The organism is Pseudomonas sp. B8(2017) (genome assembly GCF_002113575.1).
Taxonomy (GTDB): domain Bacteria; phylum Pseudomonadota; class Gammaproteobacteria; order Pseudomonadales; family Pseudomonadaceae; genus Aquipseudomonas; species Aquipseudomonas putida_Z.
Map to the genome: position 1 here is coordinate 312,541 of NZ_NEIO01000001.1, position 16,436 is coordinate 328,976.

General features: G+C 64.7%; 15 protein-coding genes. 6 read left to right on the forward strand and 9 right to left on the reverse strand.

Translation table 11 applies throughout. The features are described 5' to 3' along the window. Positions 1-2 precede the first annotated feature (2 nt). Together CAG22_RS01495 and CAG22_RS01500 are read right to left on the reverse strand one after the other, a co-directional pair. Positions 3-488 carry a twin-arginine translocation pathway signal protein gene (locus CAG22_RS01495; RefSeq protein WP_085704132.1) on the reverse strand — a complete coding sequence of 162 codons (486 nt, stop codon included), beginning with the start codon at positions 486-488 and terminating at the stop codon, positions 3-5. 10 nt (positions 489-498) lie between these two features. Then, positions 499-1,929 (reverse strand): coniferyl aldehyde dehydrogenase, encoded by a 1,431-nt coding sequence (locus CAG22_RS01500; RefSeq protein WP_085691439.1) that lies wholly within the window; start codon positions 1,927-1,929, stop codon positions 499-501. Between the two features lie 151 nt (positions 1,930-2,080). On the opposite strand from CAG22_RS01500, the gene CAG22_RS01505 reads away from it, so the two are divergent. Further along, positions 2,081-2,746, forward strand: coding sequence for a TetR/AcrR family transcriptional regulator (locus CAG22_RS01505; RefSeq protein WP_025340981.1), 666 nt, complete (start codon positions 2,081-2,083; stop codon positions 2,744-2,746). A 47-nt stretch (positions 2,747-2,793) separates the two neighbouring features. Beyond that, complete coding sequence (locus CAG22_RS01510; protein WP_085614590.1) at positions 2,794-3,648, forward strand: sulfurtransferase; 855 nt, start codon at positions 2,794-2,796, stop codon at positions 3,646-3,648. Positions 3,649-3,776: 128 nt separating this feature from the next. On the opposite strand, the gene CAG22_RS01515 is transcribed toward CAG22_RS01510, so the two are convergent. The 6 genes from CAG22_RS01515 to CAG22_RS01540 form a co-directional block, all read right to left on the reverse strand. Next, positions 3,777-4,769: a hydrolase gene (locus CAG22_RS01515; RefSeq protein WP_085592481.1), complete on the reverse strand. Its 993-nt coding sequence runs from the start codon at positions 4,767-4,769 to the stop codon at positions 3,777-3,779. Positions 4,770-4,828: 59 nt separating this feature from the next. Then, entirely contained in the window at positions 4,829-6,229 is a 1,401-nt protein-coding gene (locus CAG22_RS01520; RefSeq protein WP_085704134.1) for a pitrilysin family protein, read from the reverse strand. Continuing rightward, positions 6,226-7,569, reverse strand: coding sequence for a pitrilysin family protein (locus CAG22_RS01525; RefSeq protein ID WP_085704137.1), 1,344 nt, complete (start codon positions 7,567-7,569; stop codon positions 6,226-6,228). Before CAG22_RS01525 ends, CAG22_RS01520 begins: the two co-directional genes overlap by 4 nt. A gap of 71 nt (positions 7,570-7,640) precedes the next feature. Continuing rightward, positions 7,641-8,243 (reverse strand): 16S rRNA (guanine(966)-N(2))-methyltransferase RsmD, encoded by a 603-nt coding sequence (gene rsmD / locus CAG22_RS01530; protein WP_085691435.1) that lies wholly within the window; start codon positions 8,241-8,243, stop codon positions 7,641-7,643. Continuing rightward, positions 8,243-9,733, reverse strand: a complete 1,491-nt coding sequence (locus CAG22_RS01535; RefSeq protein WP_085704139.1) for a pitrilysin family protein — start codon at positions 9,731-9,733, stop codon at positions 8,243-8,245. The genes rsmD and CAG22_RS01535 overlap by 1 nt, the downstream gene beginning before the upstream one ends. Then, positions 9,726-11,081 (reverse strand): pitrilysin family protein, encoded by a 1,356-nt coding sequence (locus CAG22_RS01540; RefSeq protein ID WP_025340974.1) that lies wholly within the window; start codon positions 11,079-11,081, stop codon positions 9,726-9,728. The genes CAG22_RS01535 and CAG22_RS01540 overlap by 8 nt, the downstream gene beginning before the upstream one ends. Before the next feature lie 230 nt (positions 11,082-11,311). Between CAG22_RS01540 and ftsY the strand changes: the two genes are divergently transcribed. From ftsY to rpoH, 4 genes are all read left to right on the forward strand, one after another. Continuing rightward, positions 11,312-12,838, forward strand: a complete 1,527-nt coding sequence (gene ftsY, locus CAG22_RS01550) for a signal recognition particle-docking protein FtsY (protein WP_085704142.1) — start codon at positions 11,312-11,314, stop codon at positions 12,836-12,838. A 2-nt stretch (positions 12,839-12,840) separates the two neighbouring features. Next, on the forward strand, positions 12,841-13,512 hold the full coding sequence (ftsE, locus tag CAG22_RS01555; protein WP_013974630.1) for a cell division ATP-binding protein FtsE: 672 nt from the start codon (positions 12,841-12,843) through the stop codon (positions 13,510-13,512). Continuing rightward, positions 13,509-14,531: a permease-like cell division protein FtsX gene (gene ftsX, locus CAG22_RS01560; protein WP_085704145.1), complete on the forward strand. Its 1,023-nt coding sequence runs from the start codon at positions 13,509-13,511 to the stop codon at positions 14,529-14,531. Before ftsE ends, ftsX begins: the two co-directional genes overlap by 4 nt. A 111-nt stretch (positions 14,532-14,642) precedes the next feature. Further along, the gene (rpoH, locus tag CAG22_RS01565; protein ID WP_015272155.1) at positions 14,643-15,497 is read left to right on the forward strand and encodes an RNA polymerase sigma factor RpoH; all 855 of its coding nucleotides are present in this window, start codon (positions 14,643-14,645) and stop codon (positions 15,495-15,497) included. Positions 15,498-15,664: 167 nt separating this feature from the next. Here the strand turns inward: rpoH and mtgA are convergent, their stop codons facing one another. After that, positions 15,665-16,375: a monofunctional biosynthetic peptidoglycan transglycosylase gene (gene mtgA / locus CAG22_RS01570; protein WP_085691431.1), complete on the reverse strand. Its 711-nt coding sequence runs from the start codon at positions 16,373-16,375 to the stop codon at positions 15,665-15,667. Positions 16,376-16,436 lie beyond the last annotated feature (61 nt).

Below are 16,436 nucleotides of genomic sequence, written 5' to 3' on the forward strand. Positions count from 1 at the left end.
TTTCAGATTTTCGGTGGCCCGGGGTAGCCGCAGGCGGCCCAGGATTCGGGGCGTTCGTACCAGGCCATCTGCAGCAACTGCAGCAGCGAGGCGTGGCCCATGCGCAGCAGGTTCAGCGAGCTGTCCTGCCAACGTTGCAGGAAGGCCGTGACCTGCGCGGCGCTGGCTCGTTCCCAGGCGACCCAGACACCGGTCAGGGGGCCGCGGGTGAGCGGCAGGTTGAGCACGTCGAACAACTGCCGGGTGAGTTTGAGCATTTCCGGCGACAGCGCCGCCAGCTTGTGGTCGAGGCTATGCAGCACCAGTGTCTCGGCGGCCTGGGTGCCGGCCAGTACCACCGGGATCAGCGCGCGCAGCAGCGGCAGGTCGTCGTCGCGCAGTACCTGGTAACCCGTTGCGGCTGTCTGTGCGCTGCAGCCGACCAGGCTGGTACCCGCCAGAAAGACGCTGGCGCCAAGGCTGAAGCGCAGCAGTTCGCGGCGGTGCATGGGCTGGCCCTCAGCGGATGAAAAGCTTGAAGACCAGGCGCTGCAAGGCTTTGCCATAAGGCGGGTAGATCAGCCGGGCAGCATTGAAGCGTTGCTTGGCCAGCACCGCCTTGGCCTTGCTGAAGGTCAGGAAGCCGTCGTGGCCATGGTAATGGCCCATGCCTGAAGGGCCGATGCCGCCGAACGGCAAGTCATCCTGGGCCACGTGCAGCAGGGTGTCGTTCAGGCACACTCCGCCGGAGTGGGTGTGGCGCAGCACCTGCTCCTGGGCTGCGCGGTCATAGCCGAAGTAGTAAAGCGCCAGCGGGCGCGGGCGCTGGTTGATGTAGGCCAGTGCCTGCTCGAGGCTGTCGTAGGGCACCAGCGGCAGCAATGGGCCGAAGATTTCGTCCTGCATCACCTGCATGCCGTCGTTCACCCCCAGCAGCAGGTGGGGTGGCAGGCGCCGGCCCTGGCGGGCTTCACCGGGGTACAGGTCGAGTACCTGCGCACCTTTGGCGTGGGCATCGTCCAGTAGATGTTGCAAGCGCTGCAGCTGGCGCTGGTTGATGATGGCGGTGAAGTCGGGGTTGCCGGCGATGCGCGGATACAGCCGGCGCACGGCACGCTGGTAGGCGTCGCTGAAGGCCTCCAGGCGCTCGCTTGGCACCAGCACGTAATCAGGGGCGACGCAGGTCTGGCCAGCGTTGAGGGTCTTGCCGAAGGCGATGCGCTCGGCGGCGCTGTCCAGCGGTACGTCGGCCGAGACTATGGCTGGCGACTTGCCGCCCAGTTCCAGGGTGACGGGGGTCAGGTTGTGCGCCGCAGCCAGCATTACCTGGCGCCCCACGCTGGTGGCGCCGGTGAACAGCAGATGATCGAACGGCAGGCGGGCAAAGGCCTGGCCTACCTCGACCTCGCCTAGCACCACGCTGACCAGGTCGGTGGGGAACACCTGCTCCAGCAGTTGCTTGAGCACCTGGCCAGTGGCAGGCGTGGCTTCGCTGAGCTTGAGCATGACCCGGTTGCCGGCGGCAAGGGCGCAGGTCAGCGGGCCGATGGCAAGGAACAGCGGGTAGTTCCACGGCACGATGATGCCGACCACGCCCAGGGGTTGGTAGCGCACCTGCGCGCTGGCCGGCTGGAAGGCCAGGCCGACCTTGCGCCGGCTGGCGCGCATCCAGCGCTGCAGGTGCTTTTCGGCGTGGCGCAGGCCTTGCACCGAGGGCAGCAGCTCGGCCAGCAGGGTCTCGTCGGCGCTGCGCCCCTCAAAGTCCTGGCCGATTGCCTCGATCAGTTCGGCCTGGCCGGCCAGCAAGGCTTCCCGCAGGCTTTTCAGCCATTGGCGCCGCTGCGCCGCCGCTGGCAAGGGGTTGTCGGCAAAGGCCTGGCGCTGGGTGGCGAACGTCGCCGCAAGGTCGAGGTCGGATTGCACAGGGGGCAAGGCACTGGGCGAGTTCATGGCGGCGTCGAGTCCGGGCAGGGAATCCCTAGAGCCTATACTCTAATTTGTACGATGGTGCGAATTTTTCCGCGTTGTCGAGCGGTGCATTCCACCGCCAATACGCCGTAAGATGACCCTTTGATGAAGGCCCGCAGACTGGGAGCTGAGCATGGCCCCGCGCATGAAGACCCGAGAGCGCATCGTGCAGAACAGCCTCGAGCTGTTCAACCAGCAGGGCGAACGCAGCGTCAGTACCAACCACATTGCCGCGCACATGGAAATTTCGCCCGGCAACCTGTATTACCACTTCCCCAACAAGCAGGCGATCATCGCTTTGCTGTTCAGCCAGTACGAAGAACTGGTGGACAGCTTCCTGCGCCCGCCGCAAGGCCGCGCGGCGACCGTGGAGGACAAGCGCTTCTACCTCAAGGCCCTGCTGGCGGCGATGTGGAACTACCGTTTTCTGCACCGCGACCTGGAGCACCTGCTGGACAGCGACCCGGAACTGGCCGCCCGTTATCGGCGCTTTTCCGAGCGCTGCCTGCGCCAGGGCCAGGCGATCTACCGCGGCTTCGTCGAGGCGGGCATCCTGGCCATGGCACCAGCGCAGATCGAATCGCTGACCATCAACGCCTGGATCGTGTTGACGTCCTGGGTACGTTTTCTCAGCACCACGCGGGAGCATTCCGCGCACCTGGGTGAAGAAGCCTTCAAGCGCGGCGTCTACCAGGTACTGGTGCTGGAGCTCGGCTTCGTCACCGACAACGCCCGCAATGCCGTGGACGCCCTTTGCCAGGAATTCCATGTACCGTTCAACCAGGCCCTGGAGCACTAGCCCAGGGCCTCAGTGCTATCGATAGTGCCATCGATCAGGAGATTGTCATGCCCCTTGCGCAATTGATCACCCCGCAGCAGTTGGCCGAGCGTCTGGGCTCGCCCAAGTTGGTGATCCTCGACTGCCGCTTTGCCCTCGAGGATGTGGACTATGGCCAACGCAGCTATGCCCAGGGGCATATTGCCGGGGCGCATTTTGCCGACCTGGAGCGTGACCTCAGCGGGCCGGTGAGCAAGGGGCGCACCGGGCGCCACCCGTTGCCGGATGCGCGCCGGCTGGTCGAGCGCCTGCGTGAGTGGGGCCTGGACGATGACAGCGAGGTGGTGCTGTACGACGACGGCCCTGGCGCTTTTGCCGCCCGTGCCTGGTGGCTGCTGGCCTGGCTGGGCAAGCGCAGCGGCGTGGCGATCCTCGACGGTGGCCTGAAGGCCTGGCATGCAGCGCACCTGCCGCTCAGCCTGGACCCGCCGCTCAAGCGGGAAGGCACCTTCAACGGTGAGCCGGACGGCAAGCTGCTGATCGATGCCGAGCACCTGGCCAAGCGCTTGGGTAACGCAGACCTGACCTTGATCGATGCGCGTGCCTTGCCGCGTTTCCGTGGCGAAGTGGAACCGATCGACCCGGTGGCGGGGCATATTCCGGGGGCGCAGTGCGCGGCGTTCACCGACAACCTGGGGGCTGATGGGCGTTTTCTGCAGCCGGACCAGCTAAAACAGCGCTTTGCCGAAATGCTGGCCGGGCGGGCGCCGGAGCAGTTGGTGGCGTATTGCGGGTCAGGGGTGACGGCGTGTCATAACCTGTTTGCCCTGGCGTTGGCCGGGTACCCGCTGGGCAAGCTGTATGCCGGGTCGTGGAGTGAGTGGATCAACGATCCGCAGCATGGCGTAGCCACTGGCGAGTAAGCAGGCCCGGCCTCATCGCCGGCAAGCCAGCTCCCACAGGTACACCACTGCCCATAAGGCCTATACCACACCTGTGGGAGCTGGCTTGCCGGCGATGAGGCCGGTACTGCCAATGAAAACCGCAGCTCCTATTGACCCTCCACCAGCCACTGTGGAATCCGCCGCTCCAGGTAATACCCCGGGTTACGCAGGCTGCCATCGACAAAGCCCACATGGCCGCCGCGGCTGTGCAGTTCGAAGCGGGTTTGCGGCGCCAGTTCGCGGGCTGTTGGCAGGCTGTGGCCGGAGACGAAAGGGTCATCGCTGGAGTGGATGATCAGCGTCGGCGTTCGGTTCTGGCCGAGGAAAAAATGACTCGATGAGCGGCGGTAGTAGTCGTGCGCATCGCGAAAACCGTTTAGTGGTGCGGTGACCTTGCCGTCGAAATCCCAGAACGTGCGCAGGTTGGCCAACGGCCCCAGCCGTTGCAGCGTCGCCAGCCCTTCATGCTGGCCCTTGTCGTGGAAGTGCCGCTGCTTGAGCTGCACATAAGCCAGCATCTCGCGCATGAAATGCGCCTGGTACACCTTTGAAAAGCCCTGGCCGATGCGATCGGCGCAGTGGTCCAGGCGAAACGGCACCGACACTGCCACCGCAGCCTGCAACTGGCTGGCGACACCGCTTTCGCCCAGGTATTTCAGCAGCACATTGCCCCCCAGCGAATAACCCACCGCATACAACGGCGCCAACGGGCGCTGGGCACGCAGGTGGCTGACGATTTCGGCCAGGTCTTCGCTGGCGCCGGAATGGTAGCTGCGTGGCAGCAGGTTGGGCTCGCCCGAGCAACCGCGCCAGTTCACCGCCACGCTGGCCCAGCCGCGGCCTTGCAGCGCTTGCTGCAAGCCTTTGACGTAGGGCGAGTGGGAGGAACCGGTCAAACCGTGCAGCACCAGCACCAACGGCGCGTGGGGCTGGTGCGGGCCGTGCCAGTCCAGGTCGATGAAGTCGCCATCGGCCAGCCATAGCCGCTCGCGGTTGCGCTGCAGCTCTGGCAGTTTTCGCCACAATGGCCCCCACAAGGTTTGCAAGTGGGGATTGGCAAGGCCGAGGGCTGGACGGAACGTTGCGCTGGGGCTGGGCATGTGGGCGACTCATGTTGTGCGTGCCTAGAATGCCATGGAAAAACCCCGATGTACCTGCGCTATTGGTCGTCCTTCATTGTTTCCGGCAGTGGCAGCTGCACTGACTCGGGGCCTACGGTCACCAGCACTTGCGTCGCGTTGCCCAACCACACCTGCCCGGCTTCACGCAGGTTCGCAGGCGTGAGCGACTGTAGCCTTTCAAGAAAAGTAGCAAGGTGATCGCCTGGCAGCCCTTGGTGGCTGTAAGTCGCAAGTGCTCTGGCCAGTTTGGCGCTGTCTGCAAGGTCGTGATGCAGCTTGGCCGCAATTTCGTTCACAGCGATGTCGCACTCTGCCTGGCTAGGGCCTCGTTCGCGCAGGCACGCGACAATCCCCGACACCAGGGCCGCTGCCGCATCCCGGTACTGCGGGGCGATGTCCCAGTGAATTTGCAGCAGGCATGCCGCATCCAGCGGGTTGAGGTCGGAGTAGATGGCGTAGATCAGGCTGCGCAGGGTTCGCAACTCTTGCGTCAGGCGTGATTCATAGCTGGTGCCAAGTATCACGTTGAGCAGCGTCAAGGCCGTAAATAGCGGGCTGCTTGGCGAAGCTTTCGAGGACAACGTCAACAGTGCCCGGGTGGCGCTGCCGGCGGCGGCCAGGTGCTGCACGAGTGGCAGGTGTTCGGGGAGTGGCGGCGGGGCGGCGGCGGCCCACTCCTGCGGCAGGGCACGGGTGAGTTCGTCGATCAGTTGCTCCGCATCATTGCGGCTCAGGTCCCCCACCAGGCCAATATCCAGATTGTTCGCCGAGTAAGCCTTCTGGTGGAAGTCCCTGATCTGCTCGACATTGACGGTGCCACTGGCCGTCGTGGTGGCGCTGGCAGCGTACGGATGATCACGGAAAACATGAGCCATCGTGGTGTTGGTAAGCCGTACCAGGGGGTGGCTGCCCTGTCGGACCCGGTTGAAAGCCAGCCGCTCCCGGATTTTCGCCACGTCAGGCTCCCTGAAAGCAGGATATGCCAGCATCTGGGTGAACAGTTGCATCACGCTGGCGCGTATCGCGGGCAAGCTCAGGCAGCGGAGTGAGATGACGGCACTGTCATCGGTGATCCTTCTGCTGAGGATGGCCCCGAACCCGGCCAGCTGCTCGGCAAACTGTGCTGCATCGAGCTCCCCGGTCCCTTGGTCGAGGCTGTACAGGGTAACTGCAGCCAGGCCTGGGTTGGCACCGTCAAGCACGTTGCCGGCTCGAAAGCGCAAGGCCAGGTCGAACATCGGGCGGTCATGGTCTGCGATGAAGCTGACCTTTGCGCCGCCGGCGGTTTGCCAACGCTCGGCGGCGGCTTGCAGGGGCGGTACCTGGCCAAGCTCGATTTCCTTGGCCGACTCCAGGTTGGCCATGGCCTCCAAGGCGGTGTCGGTAGTTGGGCCGTCGCACAGCGTTGGTCGGGTGGTCGTCAAGTTGTCAGGGCTCATGCTGGCACTCCTGGCCGAAGGTAGGTTGTGGTCAGCCGTTCGCGCCCCAGATAGGCAACCGCCACCTGTTGCACTGTCGCGCTGTCGAGGTCCCGGATGAGAGGGCAGTCCTCGTCAATCACCGATGCTGGCAAACCGGCGGCGGCAGCGGCGCCCAGCTCGTCTGCCTGGGAGGTGAGCGCGTCGAGGTCGAATAGCCGTCGGGCGAGCATGCGCAACTTGGCGCGCTGCAGCTCTGCTTCCGGCAAGGCAACGCTGCGCAGCGCCTGCACATGCTCGTAAACGGCTTGGGCGGCGTCTTCCGGTGTGGCGTGGGTGGTGTTCACGTAGGCTGAAATCGTCAACAGTGTGTCGCCACGTACCAAGGGCTCGTAGGACACTCGCACACCTGTAAGCAGGCGCCTGTCCCGTACCAGATCGCTGTACAGCCGGGAGCTGAAACCTACGCCAAGCAAGTCGCAAAGCAGGGTCAGGGCAAGCGATGTCCCGGCGTCGGGAGCTGTTGCTCGGCCTGGAACGTTGAATGACATGAACAGCCCCTCGCGTAACCCTGGCAGGCTTACGGTGTGGCTGCGGGCCTGCAGTTGAGTGTCATGGCGTGGAACAGGCCGGTCGGCGACAGGCGCTTTCGGCACGCCTGCGAAGTAACGCGCCACATGCTGCCGGAGCGTTGGCAGGTCAACGCTGCCGACTACCACAAGCGTTGCGTTGTTGGGCTGATACCAGGACCTGTACCAGGTTCGCAGCGCCGCCAGGTCGATGCTGTCCAGGTCTGCCGGATAACCGAAGCTCGGGCCTGCATAAGGGCTGGTGCCATGGGCCAGAGCGTTATGCTGATCGTATGCCTGTCGGTCGGGCTGGACGTCCAGCTTGAGCCGGCGCTCGTCCTCCACCGCCTTTATCTCCCTTTCCATCTCCGCTTGACCGAAGGTAGCGGTGCTCATGGCATCGGCCATGATTTCCAACGCTATGGGCAGGCGGCTGGCCGGTAGCGAGATTTCATAGGAGGTGGCGTCCAGGTGGGTGGTGGCATTGGCATTGCCCCCTATACGTGCGATCACCCGGCTGTATTGGCCGGCGGGCAGTTTGCTGCTGCCTGCGAAAATCAGGTGCTCCAGTACATGAGACAGGTTCGTGTGGCCGGCAGGCTCATGGCTTGAGCCTATGTGGTACCAGAGTTGGACTGCGGCCAGAGATGTCTTGTGATTTTCTCGCAAGTAAACGGACAGGCCGTTTTCCAGCGTGAAGTGCTGCAATGGCGAGGTAGTGGTGCAGGACAAGGCGTCAAGCCCTGCAGAAACCTGGCCCAGGTCGGGCGGCGAAGTAGGTGGTGAGGTCATCGCTGAAGTGCTCTGGTTGATATGAACCCGAACAGCTTCAGCGACAAGGGTGCTGCACCTGCTTTAAATAATTAGCCCCGCTGCCAGAGCGCGTAATGTACCTGGCCGGTCTTTTTCTCTCGATGCAGGCGCCAGTTACCTGGCAATTGCAAGGTCGATGGGGCAGCCTCGCTTTCTGTGTAGACCCACGCCTGCTCGCGCAGCCACTGGTTCTGTTCCAGCAGGTTGCAGGTGTCGGCCAGCAGGTCCTGGTGGAACGGCGGGTCGAGGAACACCACGTCGAACTGCTGCTTGGCCGGGCCTTGCAGATAGCGCAGGGCGTCGGTCTGCAGGATTTGCCCGCGCGGGCAGCGCAGGATCTCGAGGTTGTTCTTCAGGTTGGCGATGGCCGCCGGGTTGCTGTCCAGCGCGACGGCGTCCTCGGCCCCGCGGGACAGGGCTTCGAGCACCAGGGCGCCGCTGCCGGTGAAGGCGTCCAGCACGCGGGCACCCTCGATATAGGGTGCCAGCCAGTTGAATACGGTTTCGCGCACGCGGTCGGGCGTTGGCCGCAGGCCTTCGCCTTCCGGCACCGCCAGACGGCGGCTGCGCCATTCGCCGGCGATGATGCGCAGGTGGCCCTGGCCCTTGCTTTGGCCCGGTTGCGGGCGGGCGGGAGGGGTGGATCTTGGCATTAGTGCTCCGGTACCCCGAGCGGCTGCTCGGAGGGCTTGTCAGTGGGTGCTGGCAGCGGTTTTTGCGGCACTTTCGGGCCAGCGGTGACGATCACCAGTTTATCGGCTGACAGGTGTTTGTTCATGGCCGTTCTTACCTGCTCTACGGTGAGGGCCTGGGACTGCTGCATGAAGTCCTCCAGCCAGGTCAGCGGCAGGTTGTAGAAGCCAATGGCACCCAGTTGGCCGACGATGCTGGCGTTGCTGGCATTGGACAGCGGGAAGCTGCCGGCCAGTTCGCGCTTGGCATCGTCCAGCTCCTGCTGGGTGGGGCCGGCCTTGAGGTAGTCGGCAAGAATATCCTGCACCAGCTTGAGCGTGCCCTCGCTGAGTTCGGCACGGGTCTGCAGGTTGATCATGAACGGGCCGCGCACCTGCATCGGGCTGAACACCGAGTACACGCCGTAGGTCAGGCCGCGCTTTTCACGCACCTCGCTCATCAGCCGGGTGCCGAACGCACCGCCGCCGAGGATCTGGTTGCCCAGTGACAGGGCCGGCCAGTCCGGGTCCTGGCGGTCGATGCCGAGTTCGGCCAGCATCAGGTGGGTCTGCTTGGACGGGAAGTCGATGTGGGTCAGGCCTGCCTTGGCTTCGCCGGGTTGGGCCGGTGCGGCCAGCGCGGGGCCCTTGGGCAGGCCAGCTGATACCTGGGCGGCGATGGCTTCGGCCTCGGCGCGGCTGAGGTCGCCGACCAGGGCGATGACCGCGTTGCCGCTGGTGTAGGCCTTGGCGTGGAAGGCGCGCAGCTGTGCCAGGGTGATGCCGCTGATGCTTTCGGCGGTGCCGTCGCTCGAGTGGGCGTAGGGGTGGTCGCCGTAGAGCTTGGCGAACAGGGCCTTGCCAGCGACCTTGCCGGGGTTCTGCTTTTCATACTCGAAGCCGGCCAGCATCTGGTTCTTGATGCGCTTGAGGGCGTCTTCGGGGAAGGTTGGCTTGCCAGTCACCTCGGCGAACAGCTTGAGCGCCGGTTCGCGCTTGTCCTTGGCGCTGAGGCTGCGCAGCGAGGCCACGGCCATATCGCGGTAGGAGCCGTTGCCAAAGTCGGCGCCCAGGCCCTCGAAGCCTTCGGCGATGGCAGTCACGTCCTTGCCGGCCACGCCTTCGTTGAGCATGGCGTTGGTCAGGGCAGCCAGGCCTGGCGTGCCGCCATCCTGGCTGCTGCCGGCGGCGAAGGTGATGCGCAGGTCGAACATCGGTAGTTCGCGGGCCTCGACGAACAGTACCCGGGCACCTTCAACGGTGTTCCAGTGCTGGATGTTCAACTGGCGCCGGCTGGGCGCCTTGCCATCCAGCTCGGCCAGCGACTGCAAGGTGTTGGCCGGGCGTGCCGCGTTGCTGTCGGCCTTGGCGGCGTTGTCGGCCATGGCCGGGGCGGCCAGCACCGCCGCCAGCGCCAGGGCGCGGATGCCCGTGGCCAGAAGGGTTGGGTGTGGTGCGCGGCGATCACTCATGAGCGGACTCCTCGGGCAATACATGGGCAACGCTCAGGCGTTCGCGGGTGAAGTAGGTGCGCGCGGCGTTCTGGATGTCCTGCGGGGTAACGCGCTTGAGCTCGTCCAGCTCGCTGTCGATCAGCTTCCAGGACAGGCCGACGGTTTCCAGCTGGCCGATGGTGGTGGCCTGGCTGCTGATGGAGTCGCGGTCGTAGACCAGGCCGGCAATGACCTGGGCGCGTACGCGCTCCAGCTCTTCGGCGCTGGGTGGGGTGGTCTTGAGCTCATCCAGCAGCTGCCAGACGCCTTTCTCGACATCGGCGAGGGTTTTCTGCTTCTGCACGTTCGGCGTGGCCGAGATCAGGAACAGGCTGTCGCCGCGGGTGAAGGCGTTGTAGCTGGAAGAAGCACCGGCCACCAGCTCCTGGCCACGTTCCAGGCGTGCCGGCATGCGGGCGCTGTAGCCGCCGTCGAGCAGCGCCGAGATCAGGCGCAGGGCATGCACCGTACGCGGGTCCTTGGCGGTGGACAGGCCAGGTACGTTGAAACCGTAGATCAGGCTCGGCAACTGGGTGCGCACGTGCAGGGTCAGCTGGCGCTGGCCTGGTTCGGCCAGTTCGAGCGGCAACTTGGCCGGCGGCACGGCACGCTTGGGGATGCTGCCGAAGTACTTCTGCGCCAGGCCCTTGACCTCATCGGCGGTGACATCGCCGACTACCACCAGAGTGGCGTTGTTGGGGGCGTACCAGGATTCGTACCAGTGGCGCAGTTCCTCGACCTTCATGCGCTCCAGGTCGGCCATCCAGCCGATGGTCGGGGTGTGGTAGCCGCTGGCCGGGTAGGCCATGGCGCGGAACAGCTCGAACGCCTTGGAGTTGGGCTGGTCGTCGGTACGCAGGCGGCGTTCTTCCTTGATCACCTCGATTTCACGGCTGAATTCGTCAGCGGGCAGGCGCAGGCTGGCCAGGCGGTCGGCCTCGAGTTCCAGGGCCACCGGCAGGCGGTCGCGCGCCAGCACTTGGTAATAGGCGGTGTAGTCGTCGCTGGTGAAGGCGTTTTCTTCGGCGCCAATGTCACGCAGGATGCGCGAGGCCTCGCCGGGGCCGACCTTGGCGCTGCCCTTGAACATCATGTGTTCCAGCGCGTGGGACAGGCCGGTCTGGCCCGGGGTTTCGTAGCTGGAGCCAACCTTGTACCAGATCTGCGAGACCACCACCGGGGCGCGGTGGTCCTCGCGCACGACCACTTTCAGGCCGTTGTCGAGGATGAATTCGTGGGTGGGTTGCACATCGGCGGCGAAGGCCGCGAGCGGCAGGCAGAGCGTGCCGAGCAACAGGCCAGCGGCGCGGCGGGCTAGAGCATTCATACGGTGTTTAACCTGTTCGGCGGCCCGCTGGTTTAGCGTCGGCGGGCCAGGAGGTGCTAGGATACTGATCCGGTTGCCTGGCGACCATGCCTGTCGCCGTTCTGGCCCGCAGGACACTAAGACAAAACGTTGCGCATGAACCAGCCGGCTTCAAGATAGTCTGTTCTGCGTAGAGAGAATTCCCGATGCGCCATAGCTGGCCCATCGCTACCCTGAGATAGCCGTCTTCCATGTTTGGTTCCAACGACGACAAAAAAGCGCCGGCCGAGGCTGGTGAGAAGAAAGGCCTGTTCAGCTGGTTTCGCAAGAAACCGCAGCAACCTGTGGAAGCGGGCGTGCCCGCGAATGAACCCCCAGCCGTCGAGCAGCCTGCAGCCGCTCCGGTCGAGGGTTCTACCGCCGAAGCGCCACAGGCCCCTGAGCCCGTTCAGGCCCCTGCGGCCCCACAGCTGACAGAACCGCAGCAGGTCGCCGCACCCGTCCAATCCCCGGTGGTCGAGGCCCCTGTCCCCGAACCGGTTGCTTCCCAGCCGTTGCAGGCCCCTGAACCCGAGCCGGTCGCGTCCCAGCCACTGGTGGCACCTGCACCGCAGCCGGTCGCGTCCATGCCCTTGCAGGCGGCCCCGGTCGAGCCAGCCCCTGTCGAGGCGGCCCCGGTCGTCGAGCCGGTCGCGCCGGTCAGCAACCTGGTGCTGCCGGTTGCCGAAGAGCCCGTGGCCCTGGTGCCGGATCTGGAGCCGAAAGCGCCGCCCGCCATCCCGGAACGCCCTGCACCAGAGCCTTCTGCCCCTGTGGCTGCAGCCCCGGTCGCCGCGCAGGCCGAGCAGGCCAAGCCCGGCTTCTTCGCCCGCCTCAAGCAGGGCCTGTCGAAGACCAGCGCCAGCATCGGCGAGGGTATGGCCAGCCTGTTCCTGGGCAAGAAAGTCATCGATGACGACCTGCTCGACGAAATCGAAACCCGACTGCTGACCGCCGACGTTGGCGTGGAAGCCACTTCCACCATCGTCCAGAACCTGACCCAGAAGGTTGCCCGCAAGCAGCTGGCCGACGCCGATGCCCTGTACAAGTCGCTGCAGGAAGAACTGGCTGCGCTGCTGCGCCCGGTCGAGCAGCCGCTGGTGGTACAGGCGCAGAACAAGCCCTATGTGATCCTGGTGGTCGGTGTGAACGGCGCCGGCAAGACCACCACCATCGGCAAACTGGCCAAGAAGCTGCAGCTCGAAGGCAAGAAAGTGATGCTGGCTGCTGGCGACACCTTCCGTGCCGCTGCGGTCGAGCAACTGCAGGTGTGGGGCGAGCGTAACCAGATCCCGGTGATCGCCCAGCACACCGGCGCCGACTCCGCTTCGGTGATCTTCGATGCCGTACAGGCCGCCAAGGCCCGTGGCGTCGACGTGCTGATCGCCGACACCGCTGGCCGCCTGCACACCAAAGACAACCTGATGGAAGAGCTGAAGAAGGTCCGCCGGGTCATCGGCAAGCTCGACGCCGAGGCGCCGCACGAGGTGCTGCTGGTACTCGATGCGGGCACCGGCCAGAACGCCATCAGCCAGGCCAAGTACTTCAACCAGAGCGTCGAACTGACCGGCCTGGCCCTGACCAAGCTGGACGGCACTGCCAAGGGCGGGGTGATCTTCGCCCTGGCCAAGCAGTTCAAGCTGCCGATCCGCTTCATCGGTGTCGGTGAAGGCATCGACGACCTGCGTACCTTCGAAGCCGAGCCGTTCGTCAAGGCTCTGTTCGCCGAGCGAGACTGAACATGATCCGATTCGAACAGGTTGCCAAGCGCTATCCCAATGGTCATGTGGGTTTGCATGAGCTGAGTTTCCGGGCGCGCCGGGGCGAATTCCTGTTCGTCACCGGCCACTCGGGCGCGGGCAAGAGCACCTTGCTGCGCCTGCTGCTGGCCATGGAGCGCCCGACCAGCGGCAAGCTGATGCTGGCCGGGCAGGACCTGGGCCAGATCAGCAATTCGCAGATCCCGTTCCTGCGCCGGCAGATCGGCGTGGTGTTCCAGAACCACCAACTGTTGTTCGACCGCACGGTGTTCAACAACATCGCCTTGCCGCTGCAGATTCTCGGCCTGTCCAAGGCCGAGGTCGCCAAGCGCGTTGACTCGGCGCTGGAGCGAGTGTCGCTGGCCGACAAGGGCGAGCTGTTCCCGGCCGACCTGTCCACCGGGCAGCAGCAACGGGTGGGCATCGCCCGTGCCATCGTTCACCAGCCAGCCCTGCTGCTGGCCGACGAACCCACCGGTAACCTCGACCCGCGCCTGGCCGCGGAGATCATGGGAGTGTTCGAGGACATCAACCGCCTGGGTACCACGGTATTGATCGCCAGCCACGACCTGGCACTGATTGCGCGCATGCGCCACCGCATGCTGACCTTGCAGCGCGGCCGCTTGATCGGCGATGGGGAGGCCGGGCAATGAGCACTACACGTACGCCGAAGGTTTCCGAACGGGTTGCGCCGAAATCGGCCGACCCGCAACCGGCGAAGAAAAAGCACGACGACGATGACGGCCCGGATTTCCGCACGCTGCTGCATGCCTGGCTGGAAAGCCACCGTGCCAGCATGGCCGACAGCCTGCGCCGGCTGGGCAAGCAGCCGATCGGCAGCTTCTTCACCTGCCTGGTGATGGCGGTGGCGCTGAGCATGCCCATGGGCCTGTCGCTGCTGCTGAAGAACGTCGAAAAGCTTGGCGGCTCGTGGCAACGCGCCGCGCAGATTTCGCTGTACCTCAAGCTCGATGCAGGCAGCCGCGAAGGCGAGGCGCTGCGCGACGAGATCAAGGGCATGCCCGGCGTGGCCGACGCGCAGTATGTCAGCCGAGAGCAGGCGCTGGAGGAGTTCCAGCAGCAGTCCGGCCTGGGCGAAGCCCTGCGTGAACTGCCTGACAACCCGCTGCCTGGCGTGGTGGTGGTGACCCCTACCGAAGTCGACAAGCCGGCCTTGGAAGCCCTGCGCCAGCGCCTGTCGGAGCTGCCGCGGGTGGAAGTGGCGCAACTCGACCTGGTTTGGGTCGAGCGCCTGGCGGCCATCCTCAAGCTGGGTGACCGGTTTGTCTTCGGCCTGGCCGTGATGCTGATTTCCGCCCTGCTGTTAGTAATCGGTAACACAATTCGTCTACACATTGAAAACCGCCGTACCGAGATCGAAGTGATCAAGCTGGTCGGTGGCACGGATGCCTACGTACGCCGGCCTTTCCTGTACATGGGCGCGCTGTATGGCCTGGGTGCAGGGGTGATCGCATGGGGCATCCTGGCGTTTGGCCTGAACTGGCTGAACGAGGCGGTGGTAGGGCTTTCCGGGCTGTACGGCAGCGACTTCGCCCTGGGCGGGGTGCCGGCGTCCGATGGTCTGTCGCTCTTGATCGGAGCGGTGCTGTTGGGGTATATCGGTGCATGGATCGCAGTGGCCCGCCATCTGAACGAGCTGGCGCCGCGATAGTTTTTACGTGCCAGCATTGACAAATTCTTCACTATGGAACTTGTACCGTCGTTCCAGGTCAATGTTGGCAGCGCCCACAAGGCGCGAGTTCTGTAAGTCGGAGGTTCTTGAATGACCACATCGTTGCAACCTGCCTATGCCCTGGTACCCGGTGCAAACCTGGAAGCCTACGTGCACACGGTCAACAGCATCCCGCTGCTGACTGTCGAGCAGGAGCGTGATCTGGGCGAGCGTCTCTATTATGAGCAGGATGTCGAGGCCGCTCGTCAAATGGTGATGGCCCACCTGCGTTTCGTCGTACATATCGCCCGTAGCTATGCCGGCTACGGGCTGGCCCAGGCCGACCTGATCCAGGAAGGCAACGTCGGCCTGATGAAAGCCGTCAAGCGCTTCAACCCGGAAATGGGCGTGCGCCTGGTGTCGTTCGCCGTGCACTGGATCAAGGCAGAGATCCACGAGTTCATCCTGCGCAACTGGCGCATCGTCAAGGTGGCCACCACCAAGGCCCAGCGCAAGCTGTTCTTCAACCTGCGCAGCCAGAAGAAGCGTCTGGCCTGGCTGAACAACGACGAAGTGCACCGCGTGGCGGAAAGCCTGGGCGTGGAGCCGCGTGAAGTGCGCGAGATGGAAAGCCGCCTCAGCGGCCAGGACATGGCTTTCGACCCGGCAGCGGAAGCTGACGACGACAGTGCCTTCCAGTCGCCTGCGCATTACCTGGAAGACCACCGTTACGACCCGGCGGTGCAGCTGGAGGATGCCGACTGGAGCGACAACTCCACCAGCAACCTGCACGAAGCACTGCAAGGGCTGGACGAGCGTAGCCGCGACATTCTCTACCAGCGCTGGTTGGCGGAAGAGAAGGCCACGTTGCATGAGCTGGCGGACAAGTACAGCGTTTCGGCTGAGCGGATTCGCCAGCTGGAGAAGAATGCGATGAACAAGGTCAAGGCGCTGATCGCGGTCTGATCGAGCCCTGGCTGTAAGGAAAAGCCGCTGGCCCGCATAGGGTGAGCGGCTTTTTTTTGCGCAAGATTTACCGGTCTCTTCGCGGGCGCGCCCGCTCCCACAGGTACTGCACAGGCCTCAGGGGTAATGCTGGCCCTGTGGGAGCGGGCGTGCCCGCGAAGAGGCCCTCAAGGCTTGCGCGAAGTGTCGAGCTGCATCAGGTAGCTGGGCCCACCCAACTGGCTCATCTGTCTGCGAATCCAGCCGGCCCGGCTGGCCACATAGGCGCTCGGCCGGCTGGCGCTCCACTTGATCGGGCTCGGCAGCACCGCCGCGAGCTGCGCCGCCTGCTGGCGGCTAAGCCTGCTCGCATCGACGCCAAAGTGGTAGCGCGCTGCCGCCTGGGCGCCAAACACACCTTTGCCCCATTCGGCACTGTTCAGGTAGACCTCGAGAATCCGCTCCTTCGACCAGAACAGCTCGATCAACGCGGTGAACCAGGCCTCCAGCCCTTTGCGGAACCAGCTGCGCCCGGACCACAGGAACAGGTTCTTGGCCACCTGCTGGGTCAGGGTGCTGGCACCGCGAATGCTGCCGCCGCGCTCGTTGTAGGCCAGCGCCGCCTGGATAGCCGGGATGTCGAAGCCCCAGTGGTTGGCGAACTTCTGGTCCTCGCCAGCAATGACCGCGACCTTGAGGTCGTCGGAGATGTTCTCCCACGGCTCCCAGTCGCGCTGCAGGTCGATCGGCTCGCCATTCACCCAGGACTGCACCTTGCGCTCGACCATCAGCGCCGTACCGGGTGGTGGCACCCAGCGGAACACCAGCACCAGCACGATGCTGCCGGCAGCGAACCAGAGCAGGGCGCGGGAGAGGCGGCGGAGAAGGGTTGGCAGCATGACGATGGCTTGGCCGTACGGGTGGAAGGCGCCATTATACAGACCCGATCCAAGGAGTCGT

Bases quoted from the DNA above. Each gene is read 5' to 3' on its own strand.
- rpoH (WP_015272155.1), top strand. From the start codon at position 14,643: ATGACCACATCGTTGCAACCTGCCTATGCCCTGGTACCCGGTGCAAAC.
- ftsX (WP_085704145.1), top strand. From the start codon at position 13,509: ATGAGCACTACACGTACGCCGAAGGTTTCCGAACGGGTTGCGCCGAAA.
- CAG22_RS01520 (WP_085704134.1), bottom strand. From the start codon at position 6,229: ATGAGCCCTGACAACTTGACGACCACCCGACCAACGCTGTGCGACGGC.
- CAG22_RS01525 (WP_085704137.1), bottom strand. From the start codon at position 7,569: ATGACCTCACCACCTACTTCGCCGCCCGACCTGGGCCAGGTTTCTGCA.
- CAG22_RS01510 (WP_085614590.1), top strand. From the start codon at position 2,794: ATGCCCCTTGCGCAATTGATCACCCCGCAGCAGTTGGCCGAGCGTCTG.
- CAG22_RS01495 (WP_085704132.1), bottom strand. From the start codon at position 488: ATGCACCGCCGCGAACTGCTGCGCTTCAGCCTTGGCGCCAGCGTCTTT.
- mtgA (WP_085691431.1), bottom strand. From the start codon at position 16,375: ATGCTGCCAACCCTTCTCCGCCGCCTCTCCCGCGCCCTGCTCTGGTTC.
- CAG22_RS01540 (WP_025340974.1), bottom strand. From the start codon at position 11,081: ATGAATGCTCTAGCCCGCCGCGCCGCTGGCCTGTTGCTCGGCACGCTC.
- CAG22_RS01505 (WP_025340981.1), top strand. From the start codon at position 2,081: ATGGCCCCGCGCATGAAGACCCGAGAGCGCATCGTGCAGAACAGCCTC.
- CAG22_RS01535 (WP_085704139.1), bottom strand. From the start codon at position 9,733: ATGAGTGATCGCCGCGCACCACACCCAACCCTTCTGGCCACGGGCATC.
- ftsY (WP_085704142.1), top strand. From the start codon at position 11,312: ATGTTTGGTTCCAACGACGACAAAAAAGCGCCGGCCGAGGCTGGTGAG.
- ftsE (WP_013974630.1), top strand. From the start codon at position 12,841: ATGATCCGATTCGAACAGGTTGCCAAGCGCTATCCCAATGGTCATGTG.
- rsmD (WP_085691435.1), bottom strand. From the start codon at position 8,243: ATGCCAAGATCCACCCCTCCCGCCCGCCCGCAACCGGGCCAAAGCAAG.
- CAG22_RS01515 (WP_085592481.1), bottom strand. From the start codon at position 4,769: ATGCCCAGCCCCAGCGCAACGTTCCGTCCAGCCCTCGGCCTTGCCAAT.
- CAG22_RS01500 (WP_085691439.1), bottom strand. From the start codon at position 1,929: ATGAACTCGCCCAGTGCCTTGCCCCCTGTGCAATCCGACCTCGACCTT.